Below are 25,052 nucleotides of genomic sequence, written 5' to 3' on the forward strand. Positions count from 1 at the left end.
TTCAGGGTCAGGCGTGGCATCAATAATCTGTCCCCTGATCTAGGACAGGCGGGCGGGAAGGGAAAGACCTGCGCCGCTTTGGCCAGCTCATGCAGGCAGTTCCAGCCCCTTGCGCGGCAGGGTCATTATCACCTGTGCGCCGGTGCGCCCGGCCCGGTTTTCAAACCGGACAACCCCGCCCAGCCGCTCGATCAGCGTGGTGGCGATAAAGACGCCGAGGCCCAGCCCGCCCGGCCCCGGCTCATGCCGGCGCGTGGTGATATAGGGCTCTCCAAGCTTGGCGAGGATGTCGGCGGGAAAGCCCGGCCCGTCATCACTCACCGTGATGATAAACCGGTCCGCGCTCCAGCTTGCATTCAGGCGCACCTCGGCGCGGGCGAAATCAACGGCGTTCTCGACAAAATTGCCCAGCGCATAGATCAGCTCCGGCCGGCGGCGCAGCGTCGGCTCATCGCCTGCATCCTGCAGGGATGTCACGATGGCGGCGCCAAGTCCTTTGAGCGGCGCGGCGGCCTCCTCCAGCACATCGCCCAGCGCCATGCGGTCATGCATCTGGTCGGTATCACTGGGAGCCTGAGACAGGCGTTTGAGGATATCGCGGCAGCGCTCGGCCTGGGAGACGAGCAGCGCCGCGTCCTCGTGCAATTCAGGGTCTGTGATGGCGCGGGCCATCTCTTTGGCCGTCAGCTGGATGGTGGCCAGCGGCGTGCCCAGCTCATGGGCGGCAGCCGCCGACAGGGCGCCAAGCGCGGACAGGCGCTGCTCGCGCGCCAGAATGCTCTGCGTGGCCGCCAGTGCGGCCCCCATGCGTCGTGCCTCACTGCCCACACGCCACGCATAGACAGCCGTGAAGGCGATGGTGATGACCAGCGCCAGCCACAGCCCTGCCTGGTAGAGGGGCGGCAGATCCAGCGGTCCGGCCCATTCATTCCACGGCAGGGGCCGGTGCCAGACGCTCATGGCCAGCGATCCGGCAATCGTCAGCGCGGCCAGCGTCATCCACCAGCGCACGGGCAGGGCCGCCACGCCGATCAGCACCGGCGCTGCCACCACAAAGGCAAACGGGTTGGAGGTGCCGCCTGTCAGGGCCACCAGCACGATCACCTGCATCACATCAAAGGCGAGCTGGGCAAAGCTTTCGCGCTCTGTGGCAAAGCGCTGGACCGGCTGGGTCCAGGCGATCACAAGGTTGAGAGCCGCGCTGGCCCCGATAACGGCCAGACACAATGCCAGAGCCAGTTCGAACCCCAGTATGAAATGGACACCGAACACGGTGATGGTCTGGCCGGTAACCGCCAGCCATCTCAACACGATAAGGGTGCGCAGCCTTACCCGCCCGAAGAGCGGGGTAAGGGACGGATCGGCGCGGCTTTCATCGGCATCGGTGTGGAAAAAGGCCAAGACGGGTCTCCATGCTCGTGCTGCAATGCAGCGTAGCGCCTCGACAGGACGGTGATTTGCGCCCTATCTATTGGTTGAGAAGCATACCGGGGAGTTCGCGCACGTGAACTGGTCAAACCGTCCTGCCTGGCTTTTACCTGTCATTGCCAGCGCCGTCTGCGTCATCATTGCCATCGCGGCGCTTGTATATGCCACCGGTCAGCGCCCTGCTGCTGCCCCGCCCGGCGTGCGCGAAAGCGGCCAGGCCCTGATTGGCGGCGATTTCGAGCTGGTGGCCCATACCGGCGAGACGATGACCAGTGCCGATTTCGAGGGCCGGCCCATGCTGATCTATTTCGGCTTCACCTATTGCCCCGATGTGTGCCCGATGTCGCTGCAGCTGATGGCGCAGGCACTTGCAGAGCTGGATGAGGCTGAGCGCGCGGAGTTCCAGCCTCTCCTCATCAGCCTTGACCCTGAGCGCGACACGCCTGAAGCGCTGGCCAGCTATGTGGAAACGCCGGTCTTCCCCGAGAACCTTATCGGTCTGACCGGCTCGGCAGAACAGATCGAGACAGCCGCGCGCGCCTACCGCGTCTACTATGCCCGCTCCGATGCCGACTCATCCATGGCCGAATATCTGATCGACCATTCTTCACTGATTTACCTGATGGATAGGCAGGGCCGTTTTGTGGAGGTTTTCCCGCACGCCACCGCGCCTGAACGCATTGTGCAATCCCTGCAACGATTTTTACAGGAAGAGGGCGCATGATCGCCGTCCTGACGGGTATGTCTGAACGCCCGCAAGGCCGGAGGCCCTAGGTCCAGATGCTTTACACCTTCATGGAAATGACACGCGCAGCCATGCTGCCCTGGCGCACAGCGGCCAATGTGGCGCGCACCTCGCTGCGCTCGCCGCTAAACCCGATGGGTGACACGCTGGCCGGGCGCACGGCAGCCGCGGCGGCAGACGTGTTTGAAAGCCTGACGCGCTATTACGGCAAACCCGAATGGGGCTTTGATACCGTAGCGGTCAATGGCCTGCCCGTCGGCGTCGAGGTGGAGACGGTCTGGAGAAAGCCGTTCTGCAATCTGGTCCGCTTTTCCCGTGACCGGGCAGCCCTCGCCGCAGCGCGCAAGGTGAAGGAAACCGCGCTTGCTGATGATCCAAAGCTGCTGCTGGTCGCGCCCATGTCCGGCCATTACGCGACCTTGCTGCGCGGCACGGTAGAAGCCTTCCTGCCCACCCATGAGGTCTACATTACCGACTGGGCCGATGCGCGCATGGTGCCGGTGATGGAAGGCCGGTTCGGGCTTGGCGACTACGCTGAATATGTGCGCGAGATGATTACAATCATCGGCCCCGGCGCCCACGTGGCGGCCGTTTGCCAGCCTGGCCCGCCCGTGCTGGCGGCCCTGTCCCTGATGGCGCAGGACAATGATCCGGCGCGGCCCGCCACCATGACCTTCATGGGATCACCCATAGATGCGCGCAAAAGCCCGACCGTGCCCAATAAGCTGGCCGAGGAGCGCCCGTTTGAATGGTTCCGGGACAACCTGATCCACACCGTGCCGAGCGTGTATCCAGGCGCGCTGCGCCGGGTCTATCCGGGCTTCTTGCAGCTCACCGGTTTCATCAACATGAACTATGAGCGTCATGTCGATGCCCATTACGACTATTTCGCCAATCTGGTGAAGGGCGATGGCGACAGCACCGACAAGCACCGCCAGTTCTATGATGAATATCTCTCGGTCATGGATCTGACCGAGGAATTCTACCTGGAAACCATCGCCGACGTGTTCCAGGCCCACGCCTTGCCGCAAGGCAATTTCGAGGTGAAGGGCCGCCGCGTCGATCCGTCAGCCATTACCGATATCGCGCTCCTCACCGTCGAGGGTGAAAACGACGACATTTCCGGTATCGGTCAGACGCAGGCCGCCCACACGCTATGCTCTGGCCTGCCCAAAGCCCTGCGTGAGGACTACATCCAGCCCGATGTCGGCCATTACGGCGTGTTCAACGGCCGGCGCTTCCGCGAGGAGATCGTCCCGCGCATGAACGCCTTCATGGAGCGCCATGCCCACCCGGCAAAGGGCCGGGCTGCCTAACGGCAGAGCTCGCCGGTCTGGCGCAGCGCAGCCGTCACACCTGACAGCGAGAAGGTGTAGGCGGTGTTGGTGCCGCGCGCGGAGACCGCTTCGATGCGCATGGTCGCGCCCCGGCGCATGGCATCAACCAGCCGGGCTTCCTCGCGCGGTTCCTCGACAAAGCCTTCACGCTCATCGACATACATGCTCACCCGGTCAGACCCGACAGAGGCACGTGGCGGGTTGTCGGCGCGCAACTCATAGCCGGCCAGAAAGCTCGGCTGCTCGCGCGCGGCCCCGTTCGCCCAGCTGGACACGAAGAAATACACATCGCCATGATCGACCGTGCCGGGCCGGGAATCGGTCGGGCGCGTCACCGCGTAGCAGATGCGCTCCTCCCCGCTGCCGCGGGTGAAGACGCGCCAGTCATTGTGCTGACCGTGAAAATCGGGCGCCTGGGCAAAGGATGGCGCGCCAAGGGCTAAGGCGCAGAAAACGATAGCGGGAAGGGCAAGGCGCATGGGGCGGTTTCCTGAACTGGCGGCTGGCTGCAGGCGGTATATGTTTCTGCTCTCGTAACGGCGATTTCAAGGCGCACAGCAGTTTAAACCGCGTTAAGGTGCATCCCTGTTTGGTGCAATCCGGGGCGCGAGAGCGATAATCCTCCTTGGCGGACTTCAAGACCAGGACTGATGCCCGCGAAGGGCGCGAGACGCTCGACGCTCTTGTGGAACAGACCGCCCGGCAGGATCGGGCCGCCTTTGCCACCCTGTTCAACTTCTTTGCGCCGCGCGTGAAGTCCTATCTTTTGCGCCTGAACGCCGATGATGCGCTGGCCGAGGAAATTGCCCAGGAGGTCATGCTGACCGTCTGGCGCAAGGCCCAACAGTTCGACCGCACGCAAGCCTCCGCCTCCACCTGGATATTCCGCATTGCGCGCAACAGGCGCATCGATGTGGCGCGCCGTGCGTCAAAGCCAGCACTGGACCCGGACGAGCCGTCATTATTGCCCGCGCCGGAAATAGCGCCCGATGACGCCGCCCATGCCAGCGCGCGCGATCTGCGCGTGCAGGCTGCGCTGAAAGGCTTGCCGCCCGAACAGCTTTCCCTGCTGCAGCTGGCTTTCTTTGACGGCCTGTCACACAGCGAGATCGCTGACCGGCTGGCCCTGCCGCTGGGCACGGTGAAATCCCGGCTTCGCCTCGCCTTCGACAAGCTGCGCAAACATCTCGACGCCGATGATCTCTAACCCCGCCGGCTGCCAAAACCATCGGCCCGCCCTTGAAGTCTTATAGACCCGCTCAATATCCACCGCCGTGCGTTCCCAGACGAGACCAGACCACTGCCATGACCCATCCAAGCCTCGGTGACGAAATTTTCTCCGCTTACGCGTCCGGCGCCCTGTCCGGCCCGATGCGCCTGCTTGTCGAGACGCAAGGCGCTCTGGACCCGCAGATCGCGCAGCTGTGTGAGGACGCGGACCGTATCGGCGGCCTGCTTCTGGCAGACCTGCCCCCTGCGCCCTTGCGCGCCGGCGCCATGGACGACCTCTTCGCCATTCTCGACACAGAGGCCGCCGCCGTTGGTGAGGCGGGGCCGGTGCATGCCCTGAACAGCGATTCCGCCCACAAGGCGGCGAAACTCGCCAGCCAGTCGCTTGATGAGCTGATCGCCCTGCCCAACCCGGTGCGTGATCTCGCGCTGGAAGCGGGTGGCAGCTGGCAGTTTGCCGGCCCCGGCGTGCGGGTAATGGAACTGATGCGCGAAGACGGGGCCAAGGCCGAGCTGATCCGGCTGGAGCCGGGTCACGGCGTGCCGCGCCACACCCATGACTGCAAGGAATTTACCCTGGTCCTGTGCGGCGCCTTCCATGACGGGCTCGCCCGCTATGGCAAGGGCGATCTGAGCGTGGCTGACCCGCAAATCGAGCACAAGCCGGTGGCAGTGGCAGGCGAGGTCTGCATTGCGCTCGCCGTCACCGATGGCCCGCTCGCCTTTACCGGCCCTCTGGGCTGGGTACAGCGCGCACTCGGCGGGATGACAGGATCTTAGTTCCGCAACGCATCCGCGTTGCGATCTTCCGCGAAAAGTCGCGGGCGCGCGTTCGCGCTCTTCGGACGGCGTTCCGCCGTCCGCAAGGCCGGCCTGCCGCCGGGCACTGCCTGTCCCCGGCTAGATCGGGGATTGCCCGCAGCGAAGCCCGGAGGGGCTGAGCATCAAAAAAGTAATACTGACCCTGCGGCATTTGCCCCGCTTCCCATGGCCGCCTGATCGGCTAGTCTCGCCGCCATGACAGGCAAACTCCTCTTTGACGGCGATGTGGTGGTGTCCGGCGGCGGGCTGGCCGGGCTGACCCTGGCGCTCGCCTTGCACCATGCAGGCGTAAAAGTGGCGGTTATCGACGCCCTTCCCCTGGATGCACAGGCCGATATCGCCTTTGACGGACGCGCTTCTGCGCTCGCCTACACCTCCTGGCGTATGCTCGAACAGATCGGCGTGTCCGCGCACCTGAAAGGCCAGGCCCAGCGCATTGAGGATATTCTGGTCGTGGACGGACGTCCGCTCGACGGGCTGAAACCCGGCGGCCCCGGCGTCGACAGCCTGCATTTCGACCGGCGCGAGATCCATCCGCGCGATGAGGGCGAACCGCTCGGATACATGGTGGAAAACCGCCATACCCGCATCGCGGCAGCAAAATGTGCTGGCGAGACCGGCCTGCCGGTCTTTGCGCCACGCCGGGCGCTCTCCATGCAGGCGCAGCCCGGCCACGCCGAGCTGACACTTGATGGCGGCGATATGCTCCGGGCGAGCCTGATCGTGGCCTGTGATGGCAAGATGTCACGCCTGCGCGAGGGGGCCGGTATCCGCTCTCTTGGACGCCGGTACGGCCAGTCGGCCATCGTGCTGACCGTGGAGCATGAACTGCCCCATCAGGGCGTGGCCTATGAGTATTTCATGCCAGGCGGACCGTTTGCCATCCTGCCCCTGACTGGTAACCGCTCCAGCCTTGTCTGGACCGAGAAGGACGCGCCCGCGCGTGCCATTGCCGCGCTTGATGCGGGAGGCTTTCAGGAAGCGCTCGAGGCACGCTTTGGGGATTTTCTGGGCCGGGTGAAGCCAGCCAGCCAGGTGCATATCTATCCGCTGGGCCTGATGCTGGCAGAGCGCTTTGCCGCAGAGCGTCTGGCGCTGGCGGGCGATGCCGCGCGCACCATCCACCCCATTGCCGGGCAGGGCTTCAATCTCGGCATTCGCGATGCGGCGGCGCTGTGCGAAGTGATCGTCGATGCCCTGCGCGCAGGGCTCGATCCGGGGTCTCAGGCTGTGCTGACCCGCTATGAGCGCTGGCGCAAGACGGACTCAGCCGCGCTCGCGCTCGGCACTGACGCCTTCAACCTGCTCTTCTCCAACGATAATACGGCGCTGCGTCATGCGCGCGGGCTGGGCCTGTCCCTGACCAATGCCATTCCCGTGGCGCGCCGCTTCTTCATGCGCACGGCGGGCGGGGAGACGGGCGATCTGCCGCGCCTGCTCAAGGGTGAAGCTTTATCGCTCTGACCACCCCCTGAAATGCAGAACGCCCCCCGGCGGGGGACCGGGAGGCGTTCCAGTGAAGCGTGCCGTCCGGGGGGAGGGACTGACTGACACGCTTTTCGTTGCGCGTGCTAGTGCACGCTAACCGGGGCCGCACCATGCCAGCGCGCGGCGGCAAAAGCCGCATCGCGGTCGGCAAACAGGCCGACACGGCGCCCGTCTTCATCATGGATAGCGTATAATTGCTGATCGGGTTCCAGCGTCACGCCATCAATTTCAATCGCGCCGCCCGGCATCACCTGCTCGAACACGTCTGCAGCGGCAATCTCGCGCACATAAACGGTCGCAGGCACACCGGTTTCGCTTTGTTCAAACTCTTCAGGAGCCATGTTGCGGACCTCCTCTTCAACGCCCTCGAGAACAGAAATGGGGGGCGGGAAGCGCCGGTTCAAGGGGATGGGTTGCAGTGCGCCTTGCCCATGAAAAAGCCCCGCCAGCTTTCGCCAGCGGGGCCAGTTCAGTCGATGAGCGGCAGAGCTAGCCCGCTACGCGGGTGAACAGGGCCGCCAGCTCGGCCAGGCGCGCGGCATCGCGTCCCTCGGCCTCGGCAGCGGCGTTGTTCAGGAGCCGGATCGAGCCGACAAGCCCGCGCGCATTGCGCTCAGGGTTGGCCTCCCAGCGCGTGATGGCATCGCCGACACGTGTGGCCAGCCCCGCATCAATGGCCTCATTGCGTTGCAGCTGGATGAGGTAGGACCGCGCCACATCCGGCGTGTCTTCCCACACGATACGCGTCTGGGTCTGCGGGTTCACTTCACGCTCGATCACCGCCTCGGCGGCGGCCAGCTCCGCCTCGGAGAGATGCTCGTTTGCCTCAAGGCGCAACACATCCAGTCCGCGCGCGATCTCGCTGGCGTAGATGCGGCCATTATACCAGTAGGACGACCAGTAACCGGCCACGATCAGATTGTCCGGGTCCACCGGACCGCGGTCGAAATAGGCGATCTCGAATGGGTTTTGCGGATCGGTGAAATCCATCACCGAGATGCCGCCCTGATACCAGGACTGCACCATGATATCCCGGCCCGGCACCGGCACCAGCGAGCCATTATGCGCGACGCAGTTCTCGCTGGCGCCTTGCGTGGAGGGCAGCTTGTAGAAACTCTGCCCGCGCAGCACATTGCCCTCGACCGTGGCAATCAGGTTGGCGCCCCAATTAGCCGGGTCTTCGGTGCGGCAGCGCGCCGCTGTGCCGCCGCCCCATTCATCCGTGAAGACAACGACATCGCCCGCATTGTTGAAGGTCGCCGAGTGCCAGTAGGCCATGTCCGGGTCGAAAAGCTCGGCTATGCGCGACGGATTGGCCGGGTCGGTGATGTCCAGCAATATGCCGTTACCGCTGCACGCGCCGCCGGCAATGCCCAGCTCGGGATAGACCGTGATGTCATGGCAGTGATTGGTCTGGGCTGTGCGCTGGCTGGCAATGCCCAGCTGGCCGCCCTGCCAGAGGCCGGCAATCTCGCCGGTTTCACGGTCGGCAAAAATGCGCGGGCTGTCGATCAGCTCGGCCGTTTCCGGCGCATCGAGCGGCACGCGGATAATGTCGATGGAATAGAGCGAGGTTTCCGGGTTCTCGCCCGGCTGCCCGTCAGAGCAGAACTCCAGCTCATCGCCGGAGCGCACAGGCTGGGTGCCTGAATTGTAGACATAAAGGATGTTCTCATCGTTCGGATCGGGCAGCAGGGTATGCGTGTGCGAGCCGCGGCAGGTCTGCACGGCAGCGATCTGGCGCGGCGCGGTGATGTCGGAAATGTCAAAAACGCGGATGCCGCGGAAACGGTCCGGATTGACCTCACCTTCAGCGGCCTCAGAGCCGCAATCGAGCCGCGCCCGGTTATGCTCCACCGACAGGAAGAGCAGATCGCCATAGACCGACACATCGCCCTGACCGCCCGGACACACGACCGCCGTCACCAGCTCAGGCGCATCCCCGGCCACGTTATAGATCAGGAAGCCGTGATAATTGCCCATGATGACGTGATCGCCCTGGAAGGCAAAGTCTGTATTGGCCAGAGCCAGCGGCGTGAAGGCAGGCGGAGTGGCTTCCTCACCGCGCTCCTCGGCTTCACGCGCTGCCTGCATCGCGGCCATGAACTGCGCGGGCGCAAACAGGGCGCGCTCGTCAAAGAAGGCGTCGATGGGCGGAACATTATGCTCCAGCACCATGTTCCAGCTGGCGCTTTCCGCATCGAAAAGCCCGCCTGCCAGATGGGAGCGTTCATCCTCGCCCACCGTGTTCACCTGGGCCTGCGCCGTACCGAGAGCGAGCGACAGGACACCAAGCGCGGCAGTGCATCTCAGCAAGTGTTTCATCGTGAAGTTTCCCCGATTTGCGCAAGCTTTCCTTGCGTCTAGTGATGGTGATGATGGTGGTGGCCGTGCGGCTCTGCCTCGTGCTCTTCAGCGGGCGGCAGATCACGCAGCAGGTTCTGCATGCGCAGGATTTCGGCCATCTGGTCGGCGACGATATGGCCGGTGAAGTCCGACATGATGATGTCCTCGGCGGCGCCTGGATGTTCCAGCAGCTCGTCGACCATGATGAGCGCGCCCTCATGGTGATGGATCATGCCCTCCAGGAAGAGCCGGTCAAAATCCGCCCCGTCTGCAGCAGCCAGCGCGCGCATCTGATTGACCGACAGCATGCCGGTCATCAGCGGGATATCATCAGGATCATAAGAGGCGTGGTGGGCGTGGTGGTGGTCATGCCCGCCAGCCCCGTGATGCTCGTGCAGATCATCGGCTTCCAGCGCCTCGCCGCGCCGCATCAGCCAGTCGCGCATCAGGGCAATCTCATCATCCTGCGAGCGCGCAATGCGCCCGCCTATGGCGATGATGGACGGGTTGGACGTGCGCCCCTCGATCAGCGCGACCATGTCCACCGCCTGCTGGTGATGGACGATCATGTGCTGCATGAAGCGCGTATCGGCGGCTGTGTGACGGGTCTGGCTGAGCGCGCGCGAACGTTCCACGCTGATCTCGCGCGTCGGCTCTCCGGGCGCGCCGGGCTGCAATATGGGCGGACCATCCGCCGCAACGGCCATCGCCAGTGCCAGTAAGGTGCTGACAGCTATCAATTAATTCCCCGGGTTCTTGTGACCATTGGCCTGAACCCTAGCCTCAGGCAGGCCGGGGGCAAGTCGCAAACGCGTGATCGGGTGCGATTGGCCAGTGCTGCTCAGCGTTCCAGCACATCTCGCACCCACGGCCCGTAGGGCGAACCGCCCAGCATGGCCAGCTGGGTCTCGCGGCTGACCTCGTTGATGCCCAGCTGGGGCCGGGCATCGGGGTGCAGGGCCACGCGCAGGGGCCGCGTTCCGCCAGGGCTGGCAATCAGCTGCGCAATGGCATCGGGTATATCCATCGGGTCGGTGCTGCCGCCCCCGCCGCCTGCGCCCATGCCCGCGATCAGTTCTGGATAGGCCGCCAGCCGCTCCTCCGGCGTGCGCTCCAGCAGCGCAGCTGTAAGGGTGCTGGCATTATTCCAGATCTGCGTCGGGTAACCGCCCGGCTGGATGATGGTCACATCGATGCCATGGGGCACCAGCTCATAGGCCATCGCCTCGCTCATGGCTTCCAGCGCGAACTTGACCGGCGAATAATGCCCCAGACCCGGCACGATCACCCGGCCGAGCTGTGAGGATATCTGCACGATCAGGCCGCTGCCCGCCGCGCGCATCGCCGGCAGCACGGCCCGTGCCATGCGGTGAGGGCCGAACGTATTGGTCTCGAAAATGAGGCGCGTCGCCTCCATGTCCTGCAGCTCTATCGGACCGGCAAGCGCGATCCCGGCATTATTGACCAGCACATCGAGCGTGCCGCCGGTCGCCTCGAGCACTTCGGCCACGCCGTTCGCCACACTCTCATCAGAGGTGACATCAATCTCCACCACCTCAATGGCAAGACCCTCGGCCTCTGCCAGAGCGATCAGCTCATCCGCTTCGGCGCGGGGCAGATTGCGCATCGAGGCAAACACCCGCGCGCCAAGGCGGGCATAATGCTCGGCGCCAAGCCGCCCGAAGCCCGACGATGATCCCGTAATGAGGATGGTCTTGCCCGCAAGGAACGGTTCGGAGCGCAGCGCCTTGCCGAGTGCCGGAGAAGCTGCTGCCACCGCACTGATCGCCCCTGCCGCCGCTGCCGTGCCGCCCAGCAAACCCCGGCGGCTGATACCGTGTCTGGCCATGTCCCACTCCCTTCATTGATCGCTCGGCAGCGAGGATAGGCAAAACCGGCGCGAAGACAAACGGATCGGGAAAAGCCGGAAAACAAAAACCCCGCCTGCATCGCGCAGACGGGGTTCTCAGTGTGATGGTGGAGCCAGGCGGAATCGAACCGCCGACCTCTTGAATGCCATTCAAGCGCTCTCCCAACTGAGCTATGGCCCCGGTATTCATCTGGCAGCGGGTTGGGGCCCGCCGGATTTGGAGCGCGGAAACTAGTCAGCTTGCGCGCGCCGATCAAGTGGCAAACGCAATCGCCACCCCGGTGTCCTGCAGCACCCGCTTACGGGGTATCATCATCCTCGTCTTCGACGCCGATATCGGCGTCGAAATCGTCTTCATCCTCATCCAGCAGAATGCCGTCATCCTCGTCTTCGTCGTCGAGATCAGCCTCTTCGTCGGAGAACCCGTCCAGATCGTCGTCGACCGGGGCCTTCTTGCCCTTTACCGGAGCAACATCGTCGTCCTCGTCCTCATCATCACCCAGATCGATGGGCTCTTCGTCGAGTTCGGGCGCGTCATCGTCCGCGTCGTCGTCCTCATCATCGCTCTCGGCGGCGTCGTCAGCCGTTCCCAGCTCCTCATCGTCCTCCAGCCCTTCTTCTTCCTTCTCCTCCTCGACCTTGGGCTTGGGCGCCTTGCGGGCCGGTTTCATCACGGCCTCTGCAAAGTAAGAGACCGGATATTCCTTGCCGGTGAACGGCGAGACAATCGGGTCTTTGCCAAGGTCATAGAATTTCTTGCCGGTTTCCGGGCAGATTCGCTTGACGCCAAGGTCTGGTTTGGGCACGGGACTTGATCCTTCAGCGCTGGATTGGTCTTTGAGGCGGCGCGCCTGTTGCCACGTCTACGCCGCGCTGTCAAAACCCGATTTTCAGCCCGTTACAAGCCCGAAAGTCAAACCCATGGTTTCCAACGGTAAAGCCGCCCTGCACTTGGCTGCATCCGGTCCGCGCACGGCGCGCCAGGGCAGCTCTATCGAGGGCCGGCGCGCCGCCTCGCCGGACAAGTCCATCTCGCACCGGGCCATCATGCTGGCGGGCATGGCGCAAGGCATGAGCCGTATCGAGGGCCTTCTGGAAAGCGCGGACGTGCTGGCAACCGCCGGGGCCGTGCGAGCGCTGGGGGCCGGTGTGGAACGCACCGGGGACGGGCACTGGCAGGTAACAGGCGCGCCGCAATGGCGCTCCCCTGACGGCGATCTCGACCTTGGCAATTCCGGCACCGGCGTGCGCCTGCTGATGGGCGCGGCGGCGCGCTTTGACCTGACGGCCCGCTTTACCGGCGATGAGAGCCTGTCTTCCCGGCCCATGGAGAGGGTATTGGCGCCCTTGCGCCTGATGGGCGTCACCACCAGCGCAGCCAGCGGCGGTCGCCTGCCGGTCACGCTTACCGGCTCTGCCCGGCTCAACGCGATCACCTACACCCCGCCCGTCGCGTCTGCGCAGGTAAAAAGCGCCATATTGCTGGCGGGACTTGGGGCGATGGGCGAGACGGTGGTGATCGAGCCGGAAGCCACACGCGCTCATACCGAGACACTGGCGCCGCTGTTCGGTGCGGATATGTCCATGGAACGAGACGGGCCGGGCCTGGTCGCGCGCGTACGCGGCGGCAAGGCGCTGCACAGCGCCAATGTGCATGTGCCGGGCGATCCCTCCTCTGCCGCCTTCCCGCTGGCAGCCGGGCTGGTGGCTGGCACCGGCCCGGTCAGTGTGACGGGCGTGATGACCAATCCCGCACGCTTCGGGCTCTACGAGGTGCTAAAGATGATGGGCGCGGACATGACCATTACGCCTGCTGGCACCCGCGCGGGCGAGGCACTGGCGGACATCGTCGTGCGGCCGGGCAGGCTGAAAGGCGTCGAGGTGCCGCCCGAAATCGCGCCCTCCATGATTGATGAATACCCGATCCTGTCGGTCATCGCGGCCTTTGCCGAGGGCGTGACACATATGACGGGCCTTGCCGAGCTGCGCGCCAAGGAAAGCGACCGGCTGGCGGCCTCTGCCGCGCTGCTGGCCGCCAATGGGGTGAAGGTGGAGCTGGGAGAGGACAGCCTGACGGTTCATGGGCTTGGCCCCGGCGGCGTGCCGGGCGGTGGCCTCGTCAAGACGCTGCACGATCACCGCCTCGCCATGGCGGGGCTGGTGCTGGGCCTTGGCGCGAAAGAGCCGGTGACAGTCGATGATGTCGCCATGATCGCCACCTCCTATCCCGGCTTTTTTGATGACATGGCCGCGCTGGGCGCGGACATCGCCTGAACAGGGCCACGCACCTGCGTGCTTCCCTCATCTGCCCGCACGCTCTAGATCAGACCTCCTACCTTCCCAGCCCGCGAATATTCCCATGACCCAGCCCAATGCCTTTTCCCACTATCCCGATGCCAACGGCCTGTTCGGCGAGTATGGCGGGCGCTTTGTCGCCGAGACGCTGATGCCCAACGTACTGGCGCTGGAAAAGGCGTACGCGAAATGGAAGGACGACCCGGCCTTCGTAAAGGAGCTGGAGGATTTCGCGCGCGATTTCGTGGGCCGTCCCAGCCCGCTCTATTTCGCCGAACGCCTGACCGAAGAGTTTGGCGGGGCGCAAGTGTGGTTCAAGCGCGATGAGCTCAATCATACCGGCGCGCACAAGATCAATAATTGCCTCGGCCAGGTGCTGCTCGCCCGCCTGATGGGCAAGACCCGCATCATCGCCGAGACCGGCGCAGGCCAGCATGGCGTCGCCACCGCCACCGTGGCCGCCCGCTTCGGAATCCCTTGCGAGGTCTATATGGGCGCCACGGATGTGGAGCGCCAAAAGCCCAACGTCTTCCGCATGAAGCTGCTCGGCGCGAAGGTCCACGCCGTCACATCAGGGCGCGGCACGCTCAAAGACGCGATGAACGAGGCGCTGCGCGACTGGGTGACCAATCCGGACGACACCTTCTACGTGATCGGCACGGTCGCTGGCCCCCACCCCTACCCCGCCATGGTGCGCGATTTTCAAAGCGTGATCGGCCGCGAGGCGCGCGCGCAGATGCTCGAGCGCATTGGCCGCCTGCCCGACGCGGCGGTTGCCTGTATTGGCGGCGGCTCGAACGCGATGGGGCTCTTCTATCCCTTCCTGGAAGACGAGAACGTCCGCCTGATCGGCGTGGAAGCCGCCGGCAAGGGCGTCGATACGCCAGACCACGCCGCCAGCCTCAACGGCGGCAAGCCGGGCATTCTCCACGGCAACCGCACCTATCTGCTACAGGACGAGGACGGCCAGATCGTGGAGGGCCACTCCATCTCGGCCGGTCTCGACTATCCCGGTATCGGGCCGGAGCACGCCTTCCTGCACGATGTGGGGCGCGCCGAATACCGACACGCCACCGACGCCGAGGCGCTGGACATGTTCCAGCTCTGCTCCAAGCTGGAAGGCATCATCCCGGCGCTGGAACCCGCCCATGCGCTCGCCCGCGTGCGCGACCTCGCCAAGGAACTGGGGCCCGATGGCGTGATCCTGATGAATATGTGCGGGCGCGGCGACAAGGACGTGTTCTCGGTGGCAGGCGCATTGGGGGTGGAGCTTTAGGGGTTAATTGGCTGCCATTCTGATCGAGCGCGATTGAACGCATGCCCCTCATCACGCGCCCGTTCGTAGAGCAGTTGAGCGTCTGGATCGGCATTGCGACCCGTGCCGTCTTCAACCCTTAAACCCGAACTTAAGCACCACAGTTCAATTTCCCAGTTGCCAGTGCTTCCATCTGGGAAGAGCTCTCTCACGATCCCAAACTCAAAGCCAGTTGAATTATTCATGACCAGATCCTTTATAACAGCTTAGGTTGCAATTTATATTTAAAATAATTAAAATACTTTATATTTAAGCGACTATATGCCGCAGTTTGAATATATAATTTCGTTGTTTTCTATGGTTCTAATCGAACTTTGGTAGCGCTCCCACGCGCTTCCACTGCCGGATTCCTCCCGCTCTATATATACATCCCCCCGCGGCGAGACATAAAACCATTTATAACCAGTATAAGCCCCCATTCTATTAACAGCGTTAACCTCACCGCAAACACGATAACCTTCTCCTACATTCAAATTTCTAAATCTAGCCGATTCGCCATCGATCAATTGGTCTGACACTAGCCGCCTAGCCCTATTCTCCATTACTGTACTACTGCTTTCTTCCTCGGCCGCGCGTTCGTTAACCTCGGAGACGGGTGTCGTGCGATCAAATATATGCTCCCAATATAGAGCCACATATATGCCAGAAGCGCCCAAAATTATGCCGAATATGAATATTGTTATGGTTGACATGCGATATTTCATTTCCGCACCCCCAATGAGTATAGCAAATCTGCGTCATGTTGACTTGCATAAAAGCCAATCTCATATCAGAAAGAATGGTCAACGAACACCTACGAGGCCGGGGCATGCGGACAGCCAAGTGGCAATGCGCTAGCAAAACGCGCCGAAAGGAGAATCTATGATGGGACGTACCGTCCGCATCAGACTTGAAGACCTGCCACCGCTGACGCAAGCGGATCGCGAGCGGCTACGTCGTCTTGCCGAACTCCCCGACGACGAGATCGATACCTCTGACATTCCCGAATGGACCGAGGAGGAGTTCGCCAACGCAGTCTGGCATACCGGCCATGGCAAGCAGCAGGTGACGGTGCGGCTGGACAAGGATGTGCTCGCCTTCTTCAAAAAGGGCGGGCGCGGCTATCAGACACGCATCAATGCCGTCCTGCGCGCCTTCATGGAAGCCCAGCGCAAGACCCCGGCGGAATAGCTTTCCGGCATTCGTGCAATTTTGGAGAAACCGGTTTGTTGATTAGCTTGCTGGCCGCGCTCGGCCTCATCACAGCCCAGCCCATCGTCATGCCCGACAGCCTCGCCCTGCCAGCACCTCAAGGACTGAGCACTCCGGAGACCTGCGATCCCCCTGTGCTTGAGCGGATGGCGGCAGGCACCGAGTTCGACCCTTTGGGGGGATATTGTTTCGACGTGGATATGGCGCAGTATCACATCGTGCTCGAAGAACTTGATGCCGCGTTGGACGAGGCCGGTTTTGAGCTTTCAAACCGTCATATGCTCGTGGTGAGCTCATACACCCGGCGCGATCCGCCGCCCGGTTGCGAGCAGAGCCTTCTGGTATTGCTTGCGCCTCCCGGAGACGGGCCGCTACGGGCTCCGTCACAGCCTGACCTGCGACCGTTTGATGGTGAGGGCGTACTGCTTTTCGCGCCGATCTTCTCCGAAGGTTGCGAGTTATCACGCCGCTAGCAGGCTGACGCCCCTTGCCGATCAGGCATAAAGCGTTATTCAGACCCCGGTGCGCGCGATGGCGCGTCCGGGGTTTCATCTGGGAAACTTAAAGCAGCCATGACACGCCTTTCCGACACGTTTGCGCGCCTGAAATCTGACGGGCAGGCCGGGTTCGTCGCCTATGTGATGGCCGGTGATCCTGATGCCGCCACGACGCTGAAAGTCATGCACGGGCTTGCTGAAGCCGGAGCCGATGTGATCGAGCTGGGCGCGCCGTTTACCGACCCCATGGCCGATGGCCCGCCCATCCAGCGCGCGGCGCTGCGGGCGCTCGACAGCGGCATGACGCTTCGCGGCGTGCTGCAGCTCATCGCGGAGTTCAGGAAGACCAATGCGGCGACGCCAATCGTCATCATGGGCTATGCCAACCCCTTCCACGCCTTTGGCTATCAGGCGTTTGTCGATGCGGCAGCCGCGGCCGGCGGCGATGGCGTGATCTGCGTGGACCTGCCGCCTGAGGAAGACGTGCCGCTTCGCGAGCCGATGGAGCGCGCTGGCCTCTCCCTGATCCGCCTCGCCACCCCCACGACCGACGATGACCGCCTGCCGCAAGTGGTGAAGAACACATCCGGCTTTGTCTATTACGTCTCCACCACGGGCGTGACGGGCGCCGGTATCGGCCAGACGGCAGTAGTCTCCGGCGCGGTCGACCGGGTGCGCAAGGCATCCGGATTGCCGGTTGCGGTGGGCTTTGGCGTAAAAACGCCAGAGCGGGCCGCAGAGATCGCCAAGGTCGCTGATGCGGTCGTCGTCGGCTCGGCGATTGTGGACGCGCTGGCGGATGGTGGTGTGGCCGGAGCGGTCAAACTGGCCAAAGAACTGGCCTCCGCCACCCATAATGCGCGATAATCGCACCAACAGGCAGCCTGGGACAATTACATGAACTGGCTTTCCAAGCTTACCCCTCCGGGTGTTTCGCGCATGTTCGATAAGCGCGACACGCCGGAAAATCTCTGGATGAAATGCCCGGTCTCCGGCGAGATGGTGTTTCACAAGGACCTCGAAGCCGCCCTGCACGTCACGCCCGCGGGCCATCATGTGCGCATCGGGCCGGACGTGCGCCTGCGCTATACATTCGACGCCACGTGGGAAGAAATCGCCCTTCCCGAAGTGGCCAAGGACCCGCTGAAATTCCGCGATGACAAGCCCTATGCCTCGCGCCTTGCCGCTGCCCGCAAGAAGACGGGCCGCGAGGACGCGATGGCGATTGCGGTTGGCCGCATACAGGGCATCGAGACCACCGTGCTGGTGCAGGACTTTTCCTTCATGGGCGGCTCGCTCGGCATGGCGGCGGGCGAATCCTTCCTGAAAGCGGCTGAAACGGCGGTAGAGCGCCGCACGCCGCTTGTCGTGTTTACCGCTGCTGGCGGTGCGCGCATGCAGGAAGGGTGTCTCTCCCTCATGCAGATGCCGCGCACGACCATAGGCGTTGAAATGCTGCGTGAGGCAAAGCTGCCTTATGTCGTGGTGCTGACCGACCCCACGACCGGCGGGGTCACCGCCTCCTACGCCATGCTGGGCGATGTGCATCTGGCCGAGCCCGGCGCATTGATCGGCTTTGCCGGACAGCGCGTGATCGAGCAAACGATCCGAGAAAAACTGCCAGAAGGCTTCCAGCGCGCCGAATACCTGCTGGAAAAGGGCATGGTGGACCGCGTCGTCCACCGCCGCGATCTGCCGCGCGTGCTGGGCAATGTGCTGCGCACGCTGATGAAGCGCCCGCCCGCCAGCGCCAACGTGCCTGCGCCCGCCGCCTGATCCGATGAGCATTCCTGACGCGCTGGCCCGGCTTGCCAATCTGCATCCGGCCAGCATGGATCTGTCACTGGACCGGCTAACGCGCCTGCTGGAAACGCTTGGCAAGCCGCAAGACCGCCTGCCCTCCACCATCCATATCGCCGGGACCAATGGCAAAGGCTCCAGCGCGGCTTTCCTCAAAGCCATCTGCGAGGCCGCGGGCGAGCGCGTACATGTCTACACATCGCCCCATCTGGTGCGTTTCAATGAACGCATCGTGCTGGCAGGCGCAGAGGTCGAAGACGCGCCCCTGCTGGCGGCGCTGGAACGGGTCGAGGCGGCCAATGCCGGGCAGCCGCTCACCTTCTTTGAGGCGACGACGGCCGCCGCCTTCCTCCTGTTCAGCGAGACGCCAGCAGACCGTCTGATCCTGGAAGTGGGCCTCGGCGGGCGGCTGGACGCGACCAATGTCATCACCAGTCCGGCCATCACCCTCATCACCCCGGTCAGTCTCGATCATCAGGCGTATCTCGGTGACACGCTGGAAAAGATCGCGGCGGAGAAAGCCGGTATCCTGAAACGCGGCGTGCCGTGCGTGGTCGGGCCACAGGCTGATGAGGCATTGATGGCAATCGAGCGCGCCGCCCTGCGCCTCAGCGCGCCGCTAACCCTCCATGAGCGCGATTATCACGCCTATGTGGAGCATGACCGGCTGGTCTATGAGGAAGAAAACCTCGTCTGGGATTTGCCGCTGCCCGGCCTTTTCGGCTCGCACCAGATCAGTAATGCAGCCGGTGCCATCGCGGTGGCCCGCAGGCTGGACCTCAGTGAAGAGGCGGTGCGCGATGGCCTGCCAAAGGCGCGATGGCGCGCGCGCATGCAGCGCCTGACCAGCGGTCCGCTCGCCGATATAGCCAGAGCCGGCGAGGCCGAGTTGTGGCTGGATGGCGGGCATAACCCGGCCGCCGGCGAGGTGCTGGCCCAGGCCATGGGCGAGCTGGAATCGCGCGAAGAACGGCCGCTTGTGCTGATCTGTGGCTTCTCCGCCGGGCGCGACGCTGAGGCTTTCCTGAAGCCCTTTGCAGGGCTCGCAGGACTTGTCATCACCGTGTCGGGCTTTGCCGCGCGTGAAGGCGCGATGAGCGCCCAGGACGCCGCCGAAGCCGCGCGCAAGGCAGGCCATCTCGTCCAGACCAGTGCCGGGCTGATCGAAGCGCTCACCGATGCCTGCCATCTGGTGGAGCGCCCGCGCGTGGTCATTTGCGGCTCGCTTTATCTGGCTGGCCACGCCTTGAGTCTGGGCGGCGACGCGCCCCTCGTCACGCCGGGCTGAGCGGCCGTCAAATGACTCTGATAGAAACAATCCATTGTGCGCGGCGTTATTAAGGCCATATCCTGCCTCTTGTCGCGCAAGGAAACGGGCCATGGCGGAATTTTTCAGAATGCTCCTGCACCGGCATGACCGGATGGAGGATGGCCGTCCGTCCGCGCCCGGCTTCCTTGCCCTGTTCCGCCCGTCGCGCAACACCGCCAAGGCCGTCACCTACGCCATCATGCACCTTGTCGTGGCCATGTCGGTTGCCTTCGCGCTGACCTGGAACTGGCGCGCCGCGCTCGCCATCGGCCTGATTGAACCGGCCGTGCAGACGGTCGCCTATTACTTCCATGAGAAGGCGTGGGCGAAGGCAGAGAAGCGCCGTCAGGAACGGCTCGCCGAAGCCTCCTGAGCGACCTCAAGCGAGGATTCCAGAGACGATTCAAGTGACGGGCACCAGCCGCCGCGCGCATTATAGGGCGTGGCAAGACCCGCCTCCAGCAGCACAGCCCCCAGATCACGCCCGTCGGGCAGCTCCATCACGGCAATGACGCGTCCGGCAAAGCTGCCGAGCTGCACATTTCGGATAGCAACCCGCCCACCCGACTGACCTTCCGGCGCCAGCAGGGCTTCAACAAGCGCCTTCGCCCTGTGCCCGGCCTCACGCTCTTCCTCACAGGCCACACGGCGGATTTCCGGCGCGTCCACATCGGCCAGCCGCACCCGCGTCTCCACGCTATGGCCCGGCCAGACGAAGGCACGCACCTCCACCGTATCCCCGTCGATCACGCGCAGCACTTCGGCCTCCAGCGGGCCGGGAATAATACGCTGGGCCTGCGCCATCGGCGCGGTCAGAATGCTTAATAAAATGGTAATAGTCCGCATAAGTGCACAATATCGGAATATATTCCTGTGCCAAGCGTGAGGCGCCATTCGAGCTGCTTCAGTCCCTTCAATTCGTCATTCCCGCGCAGGCGGGAATCCAGCATTTCTGTCTGGGCCTTAGCCCCGCAGCTCTGGATGCCCGCCTGCGCGGGCATGACGAACACGAAGGCAGGTGGACAATAGGAGGCAACAACCCGGTTTACGCCAGGAAAACCCGAAAGAATTTCTCCATTTTATCCCACCCCTCCCGGAGTGCACGTATTATGGCTTTACCGGTTCGAGGGATGGCTGAGGTTCGCGACGCGGCCAAAAACGATCCGGGTGCAGGCTGAAACGGCCTGCCGCTCCAGGTGTCCGGCGCAAGGGACTGACGAGACCTTCGCAAAAGCCGGTTCACTGTGCCGCATGGCGCTTAATGGGGTTACGGCAATGGCACTCATGCCCTGCAGGCAGCGGATGGCCCTTAACGGGCATGAGACTTCCGCCTTGAGAGTGAAACCCTTCCGCCCGGCATCCGGGCTATCCGCTGCGCCATCCCGCCCCTTGCCGGAGCATCCGGTGAGGCGAAACCCGCATGCGTGCCCAACCCTTCAAAAATCGTGGGTGATGCCGTTCTTTTCCCAATCCCCATAGCGCGTGGGTTCAGGGCCTTTGCGTCCGCCCAGCTCTTCAGGCAGGGGGGCAGCGCTTTTCGCCGCCTTGCGGCGTGCCTCGGCCTCGGCAAGCGCGCGTTTTGCCGCCGCACTGAGCGGTTTTGCGGGTCTGTCTTGCGGGTCGGTCGGGTTCATACCAGATATCTAGGATCAAACAGGCCGCAAGGCCAATCCTCCCCGCATGTCACGAGGCAATTGCGATGACATTCAACACGCTGCGTACCTTCATGCTGCTGGCGGCTCTCACCGCGCTGTTCATCGGCGTCGGCTATCTCATTGGCGGTCCGGGCGGGGCAGCGATCGCCTTCTTCATTGCTGCCGCGATGAACGTGTTTGCCTGGTGGAATTCCGACAAGATGGTTCTGCGCATGCATGGCGCGCGCGAGATCACGCCCGATGAGCGCGATCCTGGGCTTCGCCGCTACGCTGAAGACACGATTGCGCTGGCTGACCGCGCAGGCATGCCGCGCCCGCGCGTCTATGTCATCGATACGCCCCAGCCCAACGCCTTTGCCACCGGACGCGATCCCAACAATGCCGCCGTTGCCGCCACGACGGGACTTCTCTCCCGCCTGACACGCGAGGAAGTGGCCGGGGTGATGGCCCATGAGCTGGCCCATGTGAAGAACCGCGACACGCTGACCATGACGGTTACCGCAACGCTGGCCGGGGCCATCGGCTTTCTGGCCAATTTTGCGCTTTTCTTCGGGGGCAATCGCGGACCCGGCGGGCTGATCGGCGCGATTGCGCTGGCGATCTTTGCGCCCATGGCCGCCGGGCTTGTGCAGATGGCGATATCACGCTCGCGCGAATATGAAGCCGACCGGGTGGGCGCCGAGATTGCCGGCAACCCGATGTCGCTGGCCGCTGCGCTGGAAAAGATCGAGCGCGGCGCACGCACCACACTGAACCCGGCTGCCGAACGCAATCCGGCAACCGCCCACATGTTCATCATCAACCCGCTGAACGGTCAGGGCGCGGACAATCTGTTTTCCACCCACCCTTCGACCGCCAACCGCATTGCGCGCCTGCGCCAGATGGGCGGTGCGGGGCGTTATCCCGGCGGGCCGTGGGGCGAGGAAGGGCCGTGGTCTCGCGGACCGGGCGGACAGGACACCTCCGGCCGATCAGCCGGTCATGGCGGGCCTTGGGGGTAATTTCTCATACTGACAAACGCAAAGAGCCGCTCATCTGAGCGGCTCTTCGTCCAGGGGGAAGCGGCGGGACGCACTTCCTCACCCTGAAGTGCCTGGCCCTCCGCCAGTCCGCCTCCGGGGATTGGGCGGGGAGGAGACGGGTGGCGGAGGGCAGGCCGGTGTCAGGAGCTAATCCCTATTTCCAGGGATCGCTCTCGTCACCGTCTTCATCGGCGTCGGACTCAAGATCTTCAGCCTGCTCCTCATTGAGCTCTTCGGTGATCTCGTCAGCGTCCGCATCGCCGTCATAGCCGGCATCATCGCGGTCAAAGGCGGCGTCCGGGACGCTGTAGGCGTCGTCCGCATGCTCATCGCGCTCTTCGTCGCCGTACTCGTCCTTGTCGTCATGCTCGTCGAGCGACTTGTCGAGCGACGGGCCGTACGGATCAGCCGGGACCTCTTCCAGATCGACCGGATCTTCATCGGCCATCGGATCGTCGGCAAGCGGATCGTCCGTCATCGGGTCCGCGAAGGGGTCGGGCTGGGCATCACCTTGCGTGGCGACGCGCCAGGCAGCGTATTCGTCTTCATCCAGACCGCCATCCAGATCCACATCATACAGCGTGAATTCGGCTTCAGTGGTGGCCGGGTCGATCGCCTGAATCTCCTCAAGGCTCACGCGGCCATCACCATCGGTATCGGCTTCCTCAAACGGAACCGCGAGAGCCATGCCGGCCAGCGCGAGAGCCGAAACGCCAGAAATCAGAAACGTCTTCATGTCTGTCATTCCTCTGTTGCGCCGGTCCGTCGAAGCGGGGGAAGCGGGGGCAGACCGGCCAGACATGGGATCAATGCGATCGCCATCTGAATCGTTCCCGCTCGTGATGCAGAGAAATTGCAGCAAAAAGCCCCGGCCTGACTTGGCCGGGGCTTTTTTTATTTTGATTACAATGCCCTAAAGGGCGTGCCTTTTCTGTCCTAGCCGACCGGAACCGGCGTCTGGAAGGTCGAGGTACAGGCATCGGTCAGGCGCCAGTGCCCGTCAATTAGGCGGAAATGGCAGCGGGCGTGATCGCGCGCCGGCATACCCAGATTGGCCGAGCTTGTGCCTTGAGGGTTGAGCATCTGGAAACGCCCGTCGGGGAAGACATAGGAAATCCGCTCGCTTGACGAGACTCTCTGCTCAAGCACGCACAAGGGCGGCTGCATCAGCACGGTGCGCACCGAATGATCGCCCATGCGCTGGCCGAATATCTGGTTGCGCAGCGCCGGATCCTCACTGCGCAGGCGCGCGGCCAGCGCAGCGCTCTCAGGCGGAAGACTGTCGGCCAGCCCGGCCGCATGCCCGGCAACGATCTGGCCAAACGCCGCGCGTTCAGCGGCGTCCGCCTCCCGGCAGGTCGTTGTGGCGCAGGCGCTGACGGCAAGACCGCAAAGGGCGGTTACAAGGGCGAGGCGTTTCATGGCGCAGATCAACTCCGTTCATGTGTTGCCGGTGACAATGCCTTACCCGGCAGCCTTCGCCAAGCGCGCCGTAGCATGGCCCTGCCAATCAGCACCCGCCCGCCATCGCATCGATCCAGCGCGCAACCAGTGCCAGCCCTTCAGTGTGGGCCACGCTGCGCCCCAGCTCCGGCATCATGGCATCGGGCCGCGTTGTTTCCATACGGAAGGTGAAAATGGAGGCATCGCTGTCACCCGGCACGATGGAATAGAGCCTGTTGCCCGTGCCGCGCCCGGCAGCAATCGGCGGCTTGCATACGCCAAAGGCCGGTCCCGTCATTTCTGACGGCTCCAGATAGAGCCCTGACGTGCGCGCATGGCCGGTGCGCGAATGACAATGCGCGCAATTGATGTCGATATAGGCCCGCGCGGCAGCGTCCAGCGCCATGCCTGAAAGCGTGGTCTCACCGTGCCAGACCGCGCTGCGCGGAGCCGCATCGTGTTCCGCCGGCCCGCCTGCGAGAAGCCCCGCCTCGCGCCAGAAGGCGAGCTGGTTCTGCTCTCCATGCGCGTAAGGATAGCCGCCATTGAGATGGCGCGCACGCGGACCAATGGGGCGCAGCTGCGCGTCCGCGGCATTGGTGATGTGGCACTGGGCGCACTGGTTCACGTCCGGAATCTGGTAGTTGAGGGCCTGGGAGCGCCCGCCGGCGGCAATCAGGGTCAGGTCCACAAACGCGCCGGTACGGGCCAGACGCGTGGAGCGCTGATCCTCGTTCCATGCGTAGGGAATGGCCGCCCACCCCGCTTCCCGCCGCACCAGGATGCGCGTTTCGATAACGCGTACCGCAGACAGATCGAGCGCGCGCCCGTCGAAATGGGCGTTGGGATCGAAATCGAGCGCCACTTCCTCAAAGCCCTCTCCACCGCGCGGATAGTAGAAGGTCTTGGTGATGACGGTGCCGACGGGAAACTCGAACACCTCCTCATCATGCCAGCTGGCGGGCTCTGCCCCTTCGGGCAGCCAGACCGTCCTGAGCTTCAGCGCATAGTCGGAAAACAGCGCGGTATTCATGCCATAGGGCACGACGCCGTCGGCGAGCACCAGCCGCTCCCCCTCAATGCGGAACTGGCCCCACTCCTCCAGCGTGACGGGATTGCCGCTGGCGTGGAAAGCCGTGGCGGCCTCCCACGTGGCGGTGCCGGCCGGAGAGGCGGGCCCGCCCCCCTCTCCGGCATCGTTTCCGCACGCGGCAAGCACGAAGCCTGCCGCCAGCAAGGTGAGGATGTGCTTCATCGGG

Annotated in this window: 27 protein-coding genes and 1 tRNA gene; 14 read left to right on the plus strand and 14 right to left on the minus strand. The window is 63.8% G+C overall.

The features are described from left to right. Positions 1 to 87: 87 nt before the first annotated feature. Positions 88 to 1,401, minus strand: a complete 1,314-nt coding sequence (locus tag AB6B38_RS10420) for an ActS/PrrB/RegB family redox-sensitive histidine kinase (protein ID WP_371392788.1) — start codon at positions 1,399 to 1,401, stop codon at positions 88 to 90. A 103-nt stretch (positions 1,402 to 1,504) separates the two neighbouring features. On the opposite strand from AB6B38_RS10420, the gene AB6B38_RS10425 reads away from it, so the two are divergent. Continuing rightward, positions 1,505 to 2,152, plus strand: a complete 648-nt coding sequence (locus AB6B38_RS10425) for an SCO family protein (RefSeq protein WP_371392789.1) — start codon at positions 1,505 to 1,507, stop codon at positions 2,150 to 2,152. A 56-nt stretch (positions 2,153 to 2,208) separates the two neighbouring features. Further along, positions 2,209 to 3,489, plus strand: a complete 1,281-nt coding sequence (locus AB6B38_RS10430; RefSeq protein WP_371392790.1) for a polyhydroxyalkanoate depolymerase — start codon at positions 2,209 to 2,211, stop codon at positions 3,487 to 3,489. Here AB6B38_RS10430 and AB6B38_RS10435 read toward each other — a convergent pair. Further along, entirely contained in the window at positions 3,486 to 3,989 is a 504-nt protein-coding gene (locus tag AB6B38_RS10435) for an invasion associated locus B family protein (protein WP_371392791.1), read from the minus strand. The two genes, AB6B38_RS10430 and AB6B38_RS10435, sit on opposite strands and share 4 nt — an antisense overlap. Positions 3,990 to 4,135: 146 nt before the next feature. Between AB6B38_RS10435 and AB6B38_RS10440 the strand changes: the two genes are divergently transcribed. From AB6B38_RS10440 to AB6B38_RS10450, 3 genes are all read left to right on the plus strand, one after another. Beyond that, entirely contained in the window at positions 4,136 to 4,717 is a 582-nt protein-coding gene (locus AB6B38_RS10440; RefSeq protein ID WP_371392792.1) for a sigma-70 family RNA polymerase sigma factor, read from the plus strand. A 98-nt stretch (positions 4,718 to 4,815) separates the two neighbouring features. After that, positions 4,816 to 5,520: a ChrR family anti-sigma-E factor gene (locus AB6B38_RS10445; protein ID WP_371392793.1), complete on the plus strand. Its 705-nt coding sequence runs from the start codon at positions 4,816 to 4,818 to the stop codon at positions 5,518 to 5,520. A 237-nt stretch (positions 5,521 to 5,757) separates the two neighbouring features. Next, positions 5,758 to 7,026: an FAD-dependent monooxygenase gene (locus tag AB6B38_RS10450; RefSeq protein WP_371392794.1), complete on the plus strand. Its 1,269-nt coding sequence runs from the start codon at positions 5,758 to 5,760 to the stop codon at positions 7,024 to 7,026. Positions 7,027 to 7,133: 107 nt separating this feature from the next. Here the strand turns inward: AB6B38_RS10450 and AB6B38_RS10455 are convergent, their stop codons facing one another. From AB6B38_RS10455 to AB6B38_RS10480, 6 genes are all read right to left on the minus strand, one after another. Further along, positions 7,134 to 7,391 carry a DUF1150 family protein gene (locus AB6B38_RS10455; RefSeq protein WP_371392795.1) on the minus strand — a complete coding sequence of 86 codons (258 nt, stop codon included), beginning with the start codon at positions 7,389 to 7,391 and terminating at the stop codon, positions 7,134 to 7,136. Between the two features lie 148 nt (positions 7,392 to 7,539). Next, complete coding sequence (locus AB6B38_RS10460) at positions 7,540 to 9,375, minus strand: LVIVD repeat-containing protein (RefSeq protein WP_371392796.1); 1,836 nt, start codon at positions 9,373 to 9,375, stop codon at positions 7,540 to 7,542. A gap of 38 nt (positions 9,376 to 9,413) precedes the next feature. Continuing rightward, positions 9,414 to 10,136, minus strand: coding sequence for a DUF305 domain-containing protein (locus AB6B38_RS10465; protein WP_371392797.1), 723 nt, complete (start codon positions 10,134 to 10,136; stop codon positions 9,414 to 9,416). 101 nt (positions 10,137 to 10,237) lie between these two features. Beyond that, on the minus strand, positions 10,238 to 11,245 hold the full coding sequence (locus tag AB6B38_RS10470) for an SDR family oxidoreductase (RefSeq protein ID WP_371392798.1): 1,008 nt from the start codon (positions 11,243 to 11,245) through the stop codon (positions 10,238 to 10,240). 126 nt (positions 11,246 to 11,371) lie between these two features. Further along, positions 11,372 to 11,447: transfer RNA gene (locus tag AB6B38_RS10475), tRNA-Ala, on the minus strand. Between the two features lie 118 nt (positions 11,448 to 11,565). Next, positions 11,566 to 12,072: a TIGR02300 family protein gene (locus tag AB6B38_RS10480; RefSeq protein ID WP_371392799.1), complete on the minus strand. Its 507-nt coding sequence runs from the start codon at positions 12,070 to 12,072 to the stop codon at positions 11,566 to 11,568. A gap of 115 nt (positions 12,073 to 12,187) precedes the next feature. Between AB6B38_RS10480 and aroA the strand changes: the two genes are divergently transcribed. Together aroA and trpB are read left to right on the plus strand one after the other, a co-directional pair. Then, complete coding sequence (aroA, locus tag AB6B38_RS10485) at positions 12,188 to 13,540, plus strand: 3-phosphoshikimate 1-carboxyvinyltransferase (RefSeq protein ID WP_371392800.1); 1,353 nt, start codon at positions 12,188 to 12,190, stop codon at positions 13,538 to 13,540. Positions 13,541 to 13,625: 85 nt separating this feature from the next. Then, on the plus strand, positions 13,626 to 14,837 hold the full coding sequence (trpB, locus tag AB6B38_RS10490) for a tryptophan synthase subunit beta (RefSeq protein ID WP_371392801.1): 1,212 nt from the start codon (positions 13,626 to 13,628) through the stop codon (positions 14,835 to 14,837). Here trpB and AB6B38_RS10495 read toward each other — a convergent pair. After that, positions 14,834 to 15,061, minus strand: a complete 228-nt coding sequence (locus AB6B38_RS10495; protein WP_371392802.1) for a hypothetical protein — start codon at positions 15,059 to 15,061, stop codon at positions 14,834 to 14,836. The two genes, trpB and AB6B38_RS10495, sit on opposite strands and share 4 nt — an antisense overlap. A 676-nt stretch (positions 15,062 to 15,737) precedes the next feature. Between AB6B38_RS10495 and AB6B38_RS10500 the strand changes: the two genes are divergently transcribed. The 6 genes from AB6B38_RS10500 to AB6B38_RS10525 all read left to right on the plus strand — a co-directional run bounded on the left by AB6B38_RS10500 (position 15,738) and on the right by AB6B38_RS10525 (position 20,046). Then, positions 15,738 to 16,046, plus strand: coding sequence for a BrnA antitoxin family protein (locus AB6B38_RS10500; RefSeq protein WP_371392803.1), 309 nt, complete (start codon positions 15,738 to 15,740; stop codon positions 16,044 to 16,046). Between the two features lie 35 nt (positions 16,047 to 16,081). Next, positions 16,082 to 16,540, plus strand: a complete 459-nt coding sequence (locus tag AB6B38_RS10505) for a hypothetical protein (protein ID WP_371392804.1) — start codon at positions 16,082 to 16,084, stop codon at positions 16,538 to 16,540. Positions 16,541 to 16,639: 99 nt separating this feature from the next. Beyond that, entirely contained in the window at positions 16,640 to 17,431 is a 792-nt protein-coding gene (gene trpA / locus AB6B38_RS10510; RefSeq protein WP_371392805.1) for a tryptophan synthase subunit alpha, read from the plus strand. Positions 17,432 to 17,461: 30 nt separating this feature from the next. Beyond that, entirely contained in the window at positions 17,462 to 18,340 is an 879-nt protein-coding gene (gene accD, locus AB6B38_RS10515; protein ID WP_371392806.1) for an acetyl-CoA carboxylase, carboxyltransferase subunit beta, read from the plus strand. A gap of 4 nt (positions 18,341 to 18,344) precedes the next feature. Next, on the plus strand, positions 18,345 to 19,652 hold the full coding sequence (locus AB6B38_RS10520; RefSeq protein WP_371392807.1) for a folylpolyglutamate synthase/dihydrofolate synthase family protein: 1,308 nt from the start codon (positions 18,345 to 18,347) through the stop codon (positions 19,650 to 19,652). A gap of 91 nt (positions 19,653 to 19,743) precedes the next feature. Next, complete coding sequence (locus tag AB6B38_RS10525) at positions 19,744 to 20,046, plus strand: DUF2061 domain-containing protein (protein WP_371392808.1); 303 nt, start codon at positions 19,744 to 19,746, stop codon at positions 20,044 to 20,046. Here AB6B38_RS10525 and AB6B38_RS10530 read toward each other — a convergent pair. Together AB6B38_RS10530 and AB6B38_RS10535 are read right to left on the minus strand one after the other, a co-directional pair. Then, complete coding sequence (locus AB6B38_RS10530) at positions 20,019 to 20,477, minus strand: thermonuclease family protein (protein ID WP_371392809.1); 459 nt, start codon at positions 20,475 to 20,477, stop codon at positions 20,019 to 20,021. The two genes, AB6B38_RS10525 and AB6B38_RS10530, sit on opposite strands and share 28 nt — an antisense overlap. Positions 20,478 to 21,109: 632 nt before the next feature. Next, on the minus strand, positions 21,110 to 21,307 hold the full coding sequence (locus AB6B38_RS10535) for a DUF1674 domain-containing protein (RefSeq protein ID WP_371392810.1): 198 nt from the start codon (positions 21,305 to 21,307) through the stop codon (positions 21,110 to 21,112). 65 nt (positions 21,308 to 21,372) lie between these two features. On the opposite strand from AB6B38_RS10535, the gene htpX reads away from it, so the two are divergent. Next, positions 21,373 to 22,329 carry a zinc metalloprotease HtpX gene (gene htpX / locus AB6B38_RS10540; protein ID WP_371392811.1) on the plus strand — a complete coding sequence of 319 codons (957 nt, stop codon included), beginning with the start codon at positions 21,373 to 21,375 and terminating at the stop codon, positions 22,327 to 22,329. Positions 22,330 to 22,504: 175 nt separating this feature from the next. On the opposite strand, the gene AB6B38_RS10545 is transcribed toward htpX, so the two are convergent. From AB6B38_RS10545 to AB6B38_RS10555, 3 genes are all read right to left on the minus strand, one after another. Then, positions 22,505 to 23,086 (minus strand): hypothetical protein, encoded by a 582-nt coding sequence (locus tag AB6B38_RS10545; RefSeq protein WP_371392812.1) that lies wholly within the window; start codon positions 23,084 to 23,086, stop codon positions 22,505 to 22,507. Positions 23,087 to 23,286: 200 nt separating this feature from the next. Next, positions 23,287 to 23,772, minus strand: coding sequence for a hypothetical protein (locus tag AB6B38_RS10550; protein ID WP_371392813.1), 486 nt, complete (start codon positions 23,770 to 23,772; stop codon positions 23,287 to 23,289). 88 nt (positions 23,773 to 23,860) lie between these two features. Further along, a complete protein-coding gene (locus tag AB6B38_RS10555) occupies positions 23,861 to 25,048 on the minus strand; it encodes an SO2930 family diheme c-type cytochrome (RefSeq protein ID WP_371392814.1) in 1,188 nt (395 codons plus the stop codon). Between the last annotated feature and the right edge of the window lie 4 nt (positions 25,049 to 25,052).

Source organism: Glycocaulis abyssi, from assembly GCF_041429775.1.
Classification (GTDB): domain Bacteria; phylum Pseudomonadota; class Alphaproteobacteria; order Caulobacterales; family Maricaulaceae; genus Glycocaulis; species Glycocaulis abyssi.

Excerpts from the sequence above, each read along its gene's own strand:
- accD (WP_371392806.1), top strand. The coding sequence starts at position 17,462 with ATGAACTGGCTTTCCAAGCTTACCCCTCCGGGTGTTTCGCGCATGTTC.
- AB6B38_RS10435 (WP_371392791.1), bottom strand. The coding sequence starts at position 3,989 with ATGCGCCTTGCCCTTCCCGCTATCGTTTTCTGCGCCTTAGCCCTTGGC.
- htpX (WP_371392811.1), top strand. The coding sequence starts at position 21,373 with ATGACATTCAACACGCTGCGTACCTTCATGCTGCTGGCGGCTCTCACC.
- AB6B38_RS10450 (WP_371392794.1), top strand. The coding sequence starts at position 5,758 with ATGACAGGCAAACTCCTCTTTGACGGCGATGTGGTGGTGTCCGGCGGC.
- AB6B38_RS10455 (WP_371392795.1), bottom strand. The coding sequence starts at position 7,391 with ATGGCTCCTGAAGAGTTTGAACAAAGCGAAACCGGTGTGCCTGCGACC.
- AB6B38_RS10545 (WP_371392812.1), bottom strand. The coding sequence starts at position 23,086 with ATGAAGACGTTTCTGATTTCTGGCGTTTCGGCTCTCGCGCTGGCCGGC.
- AB6B38_RS10535 (WP_371392810.1), bottom strand. The coding sequence starts at position 21,307 with ATGAACCCGACCGACCCGCAAGACAGACCCGCAAAACCGCTCAGTGCG.
- AB6B38_RS10430 (WP_371392790.1), top strand. The coding sequence starts at position 2,209 with ATGCTTTACACCTTCATGGAAATGACACGCGCAGCCATGCTGCCCTGG.
- trpA (WP_371392805.1), top strand. The coding sequence starts at position 16,640 with ATGACACGCCTTTCCGACACGTTTGCGCGCCTGAAATCTGACGGGCAG.
- AB6B38_RS10460 (WP_371392796.1), bottom strand. The coding sequence starts at position 9,375 with ATGAAACACTTGCTGAGATGCACTGCCGCGCTTGGTGTCCTGTCGCTC.
- AB6B38_RS10500 (WP_371392803.1), top strand. The coding sequence starts at position 15,738 with ATGATGGGACGTACCGTCCGCATCAGACTTGAAGACCTGCCACCGCTG.
- AB6B38_RS10470 (WP_371392798.1), bottom strand. The coding sequence starts at position 11,245 with ATGGCCAGACACGGTATCAGCCGCCGGGGTTTGCTGGGCGGCACGGCA.
- AB6B38_RS10550 (WP_371392813.1), bottom strand. The coding sequence starts at position 23,772 with ATGAAACGCCTCGCCCTTGTAACCGCCCTTTGCGGTCTTGCCGTCAGC.
- AB6B38_RS10445 (WP_371392793.1), top strand. The coding sequence starts at position 4,816 with ATGACCCATCCAAGCCTCGGTGACGAAATTTTCTCCGCTTACGCGTCC.
- trpB (WP_371392801.1), top strand. The coding sequence starts at position 13,626 with ATGACCCAGCCCAATGCCTTTTCCCACTATCCCGATGCCAACGGCCTG.
- AB6B38_RS10495 (WP_371392802.1), bottom strand. The coding sequence starts at position 15,061 with ATGAATAATTCAACTGGCTTTGAGTTTGGGATCGTGAGAGAGCTCTTC.
- AB6B38_RS10525 (WP_371392808.1), top strand. The coding sequence starts at position 19,744 with ATGGCGGAATTTTTCAGAATGCTCCTGCACCGGCATGACCGGATGGAG.
- AB6B38_RS10520 (WP_371392807.1), top strand. The coding sequence starts at position 18,345 with ATGAGCATTCCTGACGCGCTGGCCCGGCTTGCCAATCTGCATCCGGCC.
- aroA (WP_371392800.1), top strand. The coding sequence starts at position 12,188 with ATGGTTTCCAACGGTAAAGCCGCCCTGCACTTGGCTGCATCCGGTCCG.
- AB6B38_RS10530 (WP_371392809.1), bottom strand. The coding sequence starts at position 20,477 with ATGGCGCAGGCCCAGCGTATTATTCCCGGCCCGCTGGAGGCCGAAGTG.
- AB6B38_RS10555 (WP_371392814.1), bottom strand. The coding sequence starts at position 25,048 with ATGAAGCACATCCTCACCTTGCTGGCGGCAGGCTTCGTGCTTGCCGCG.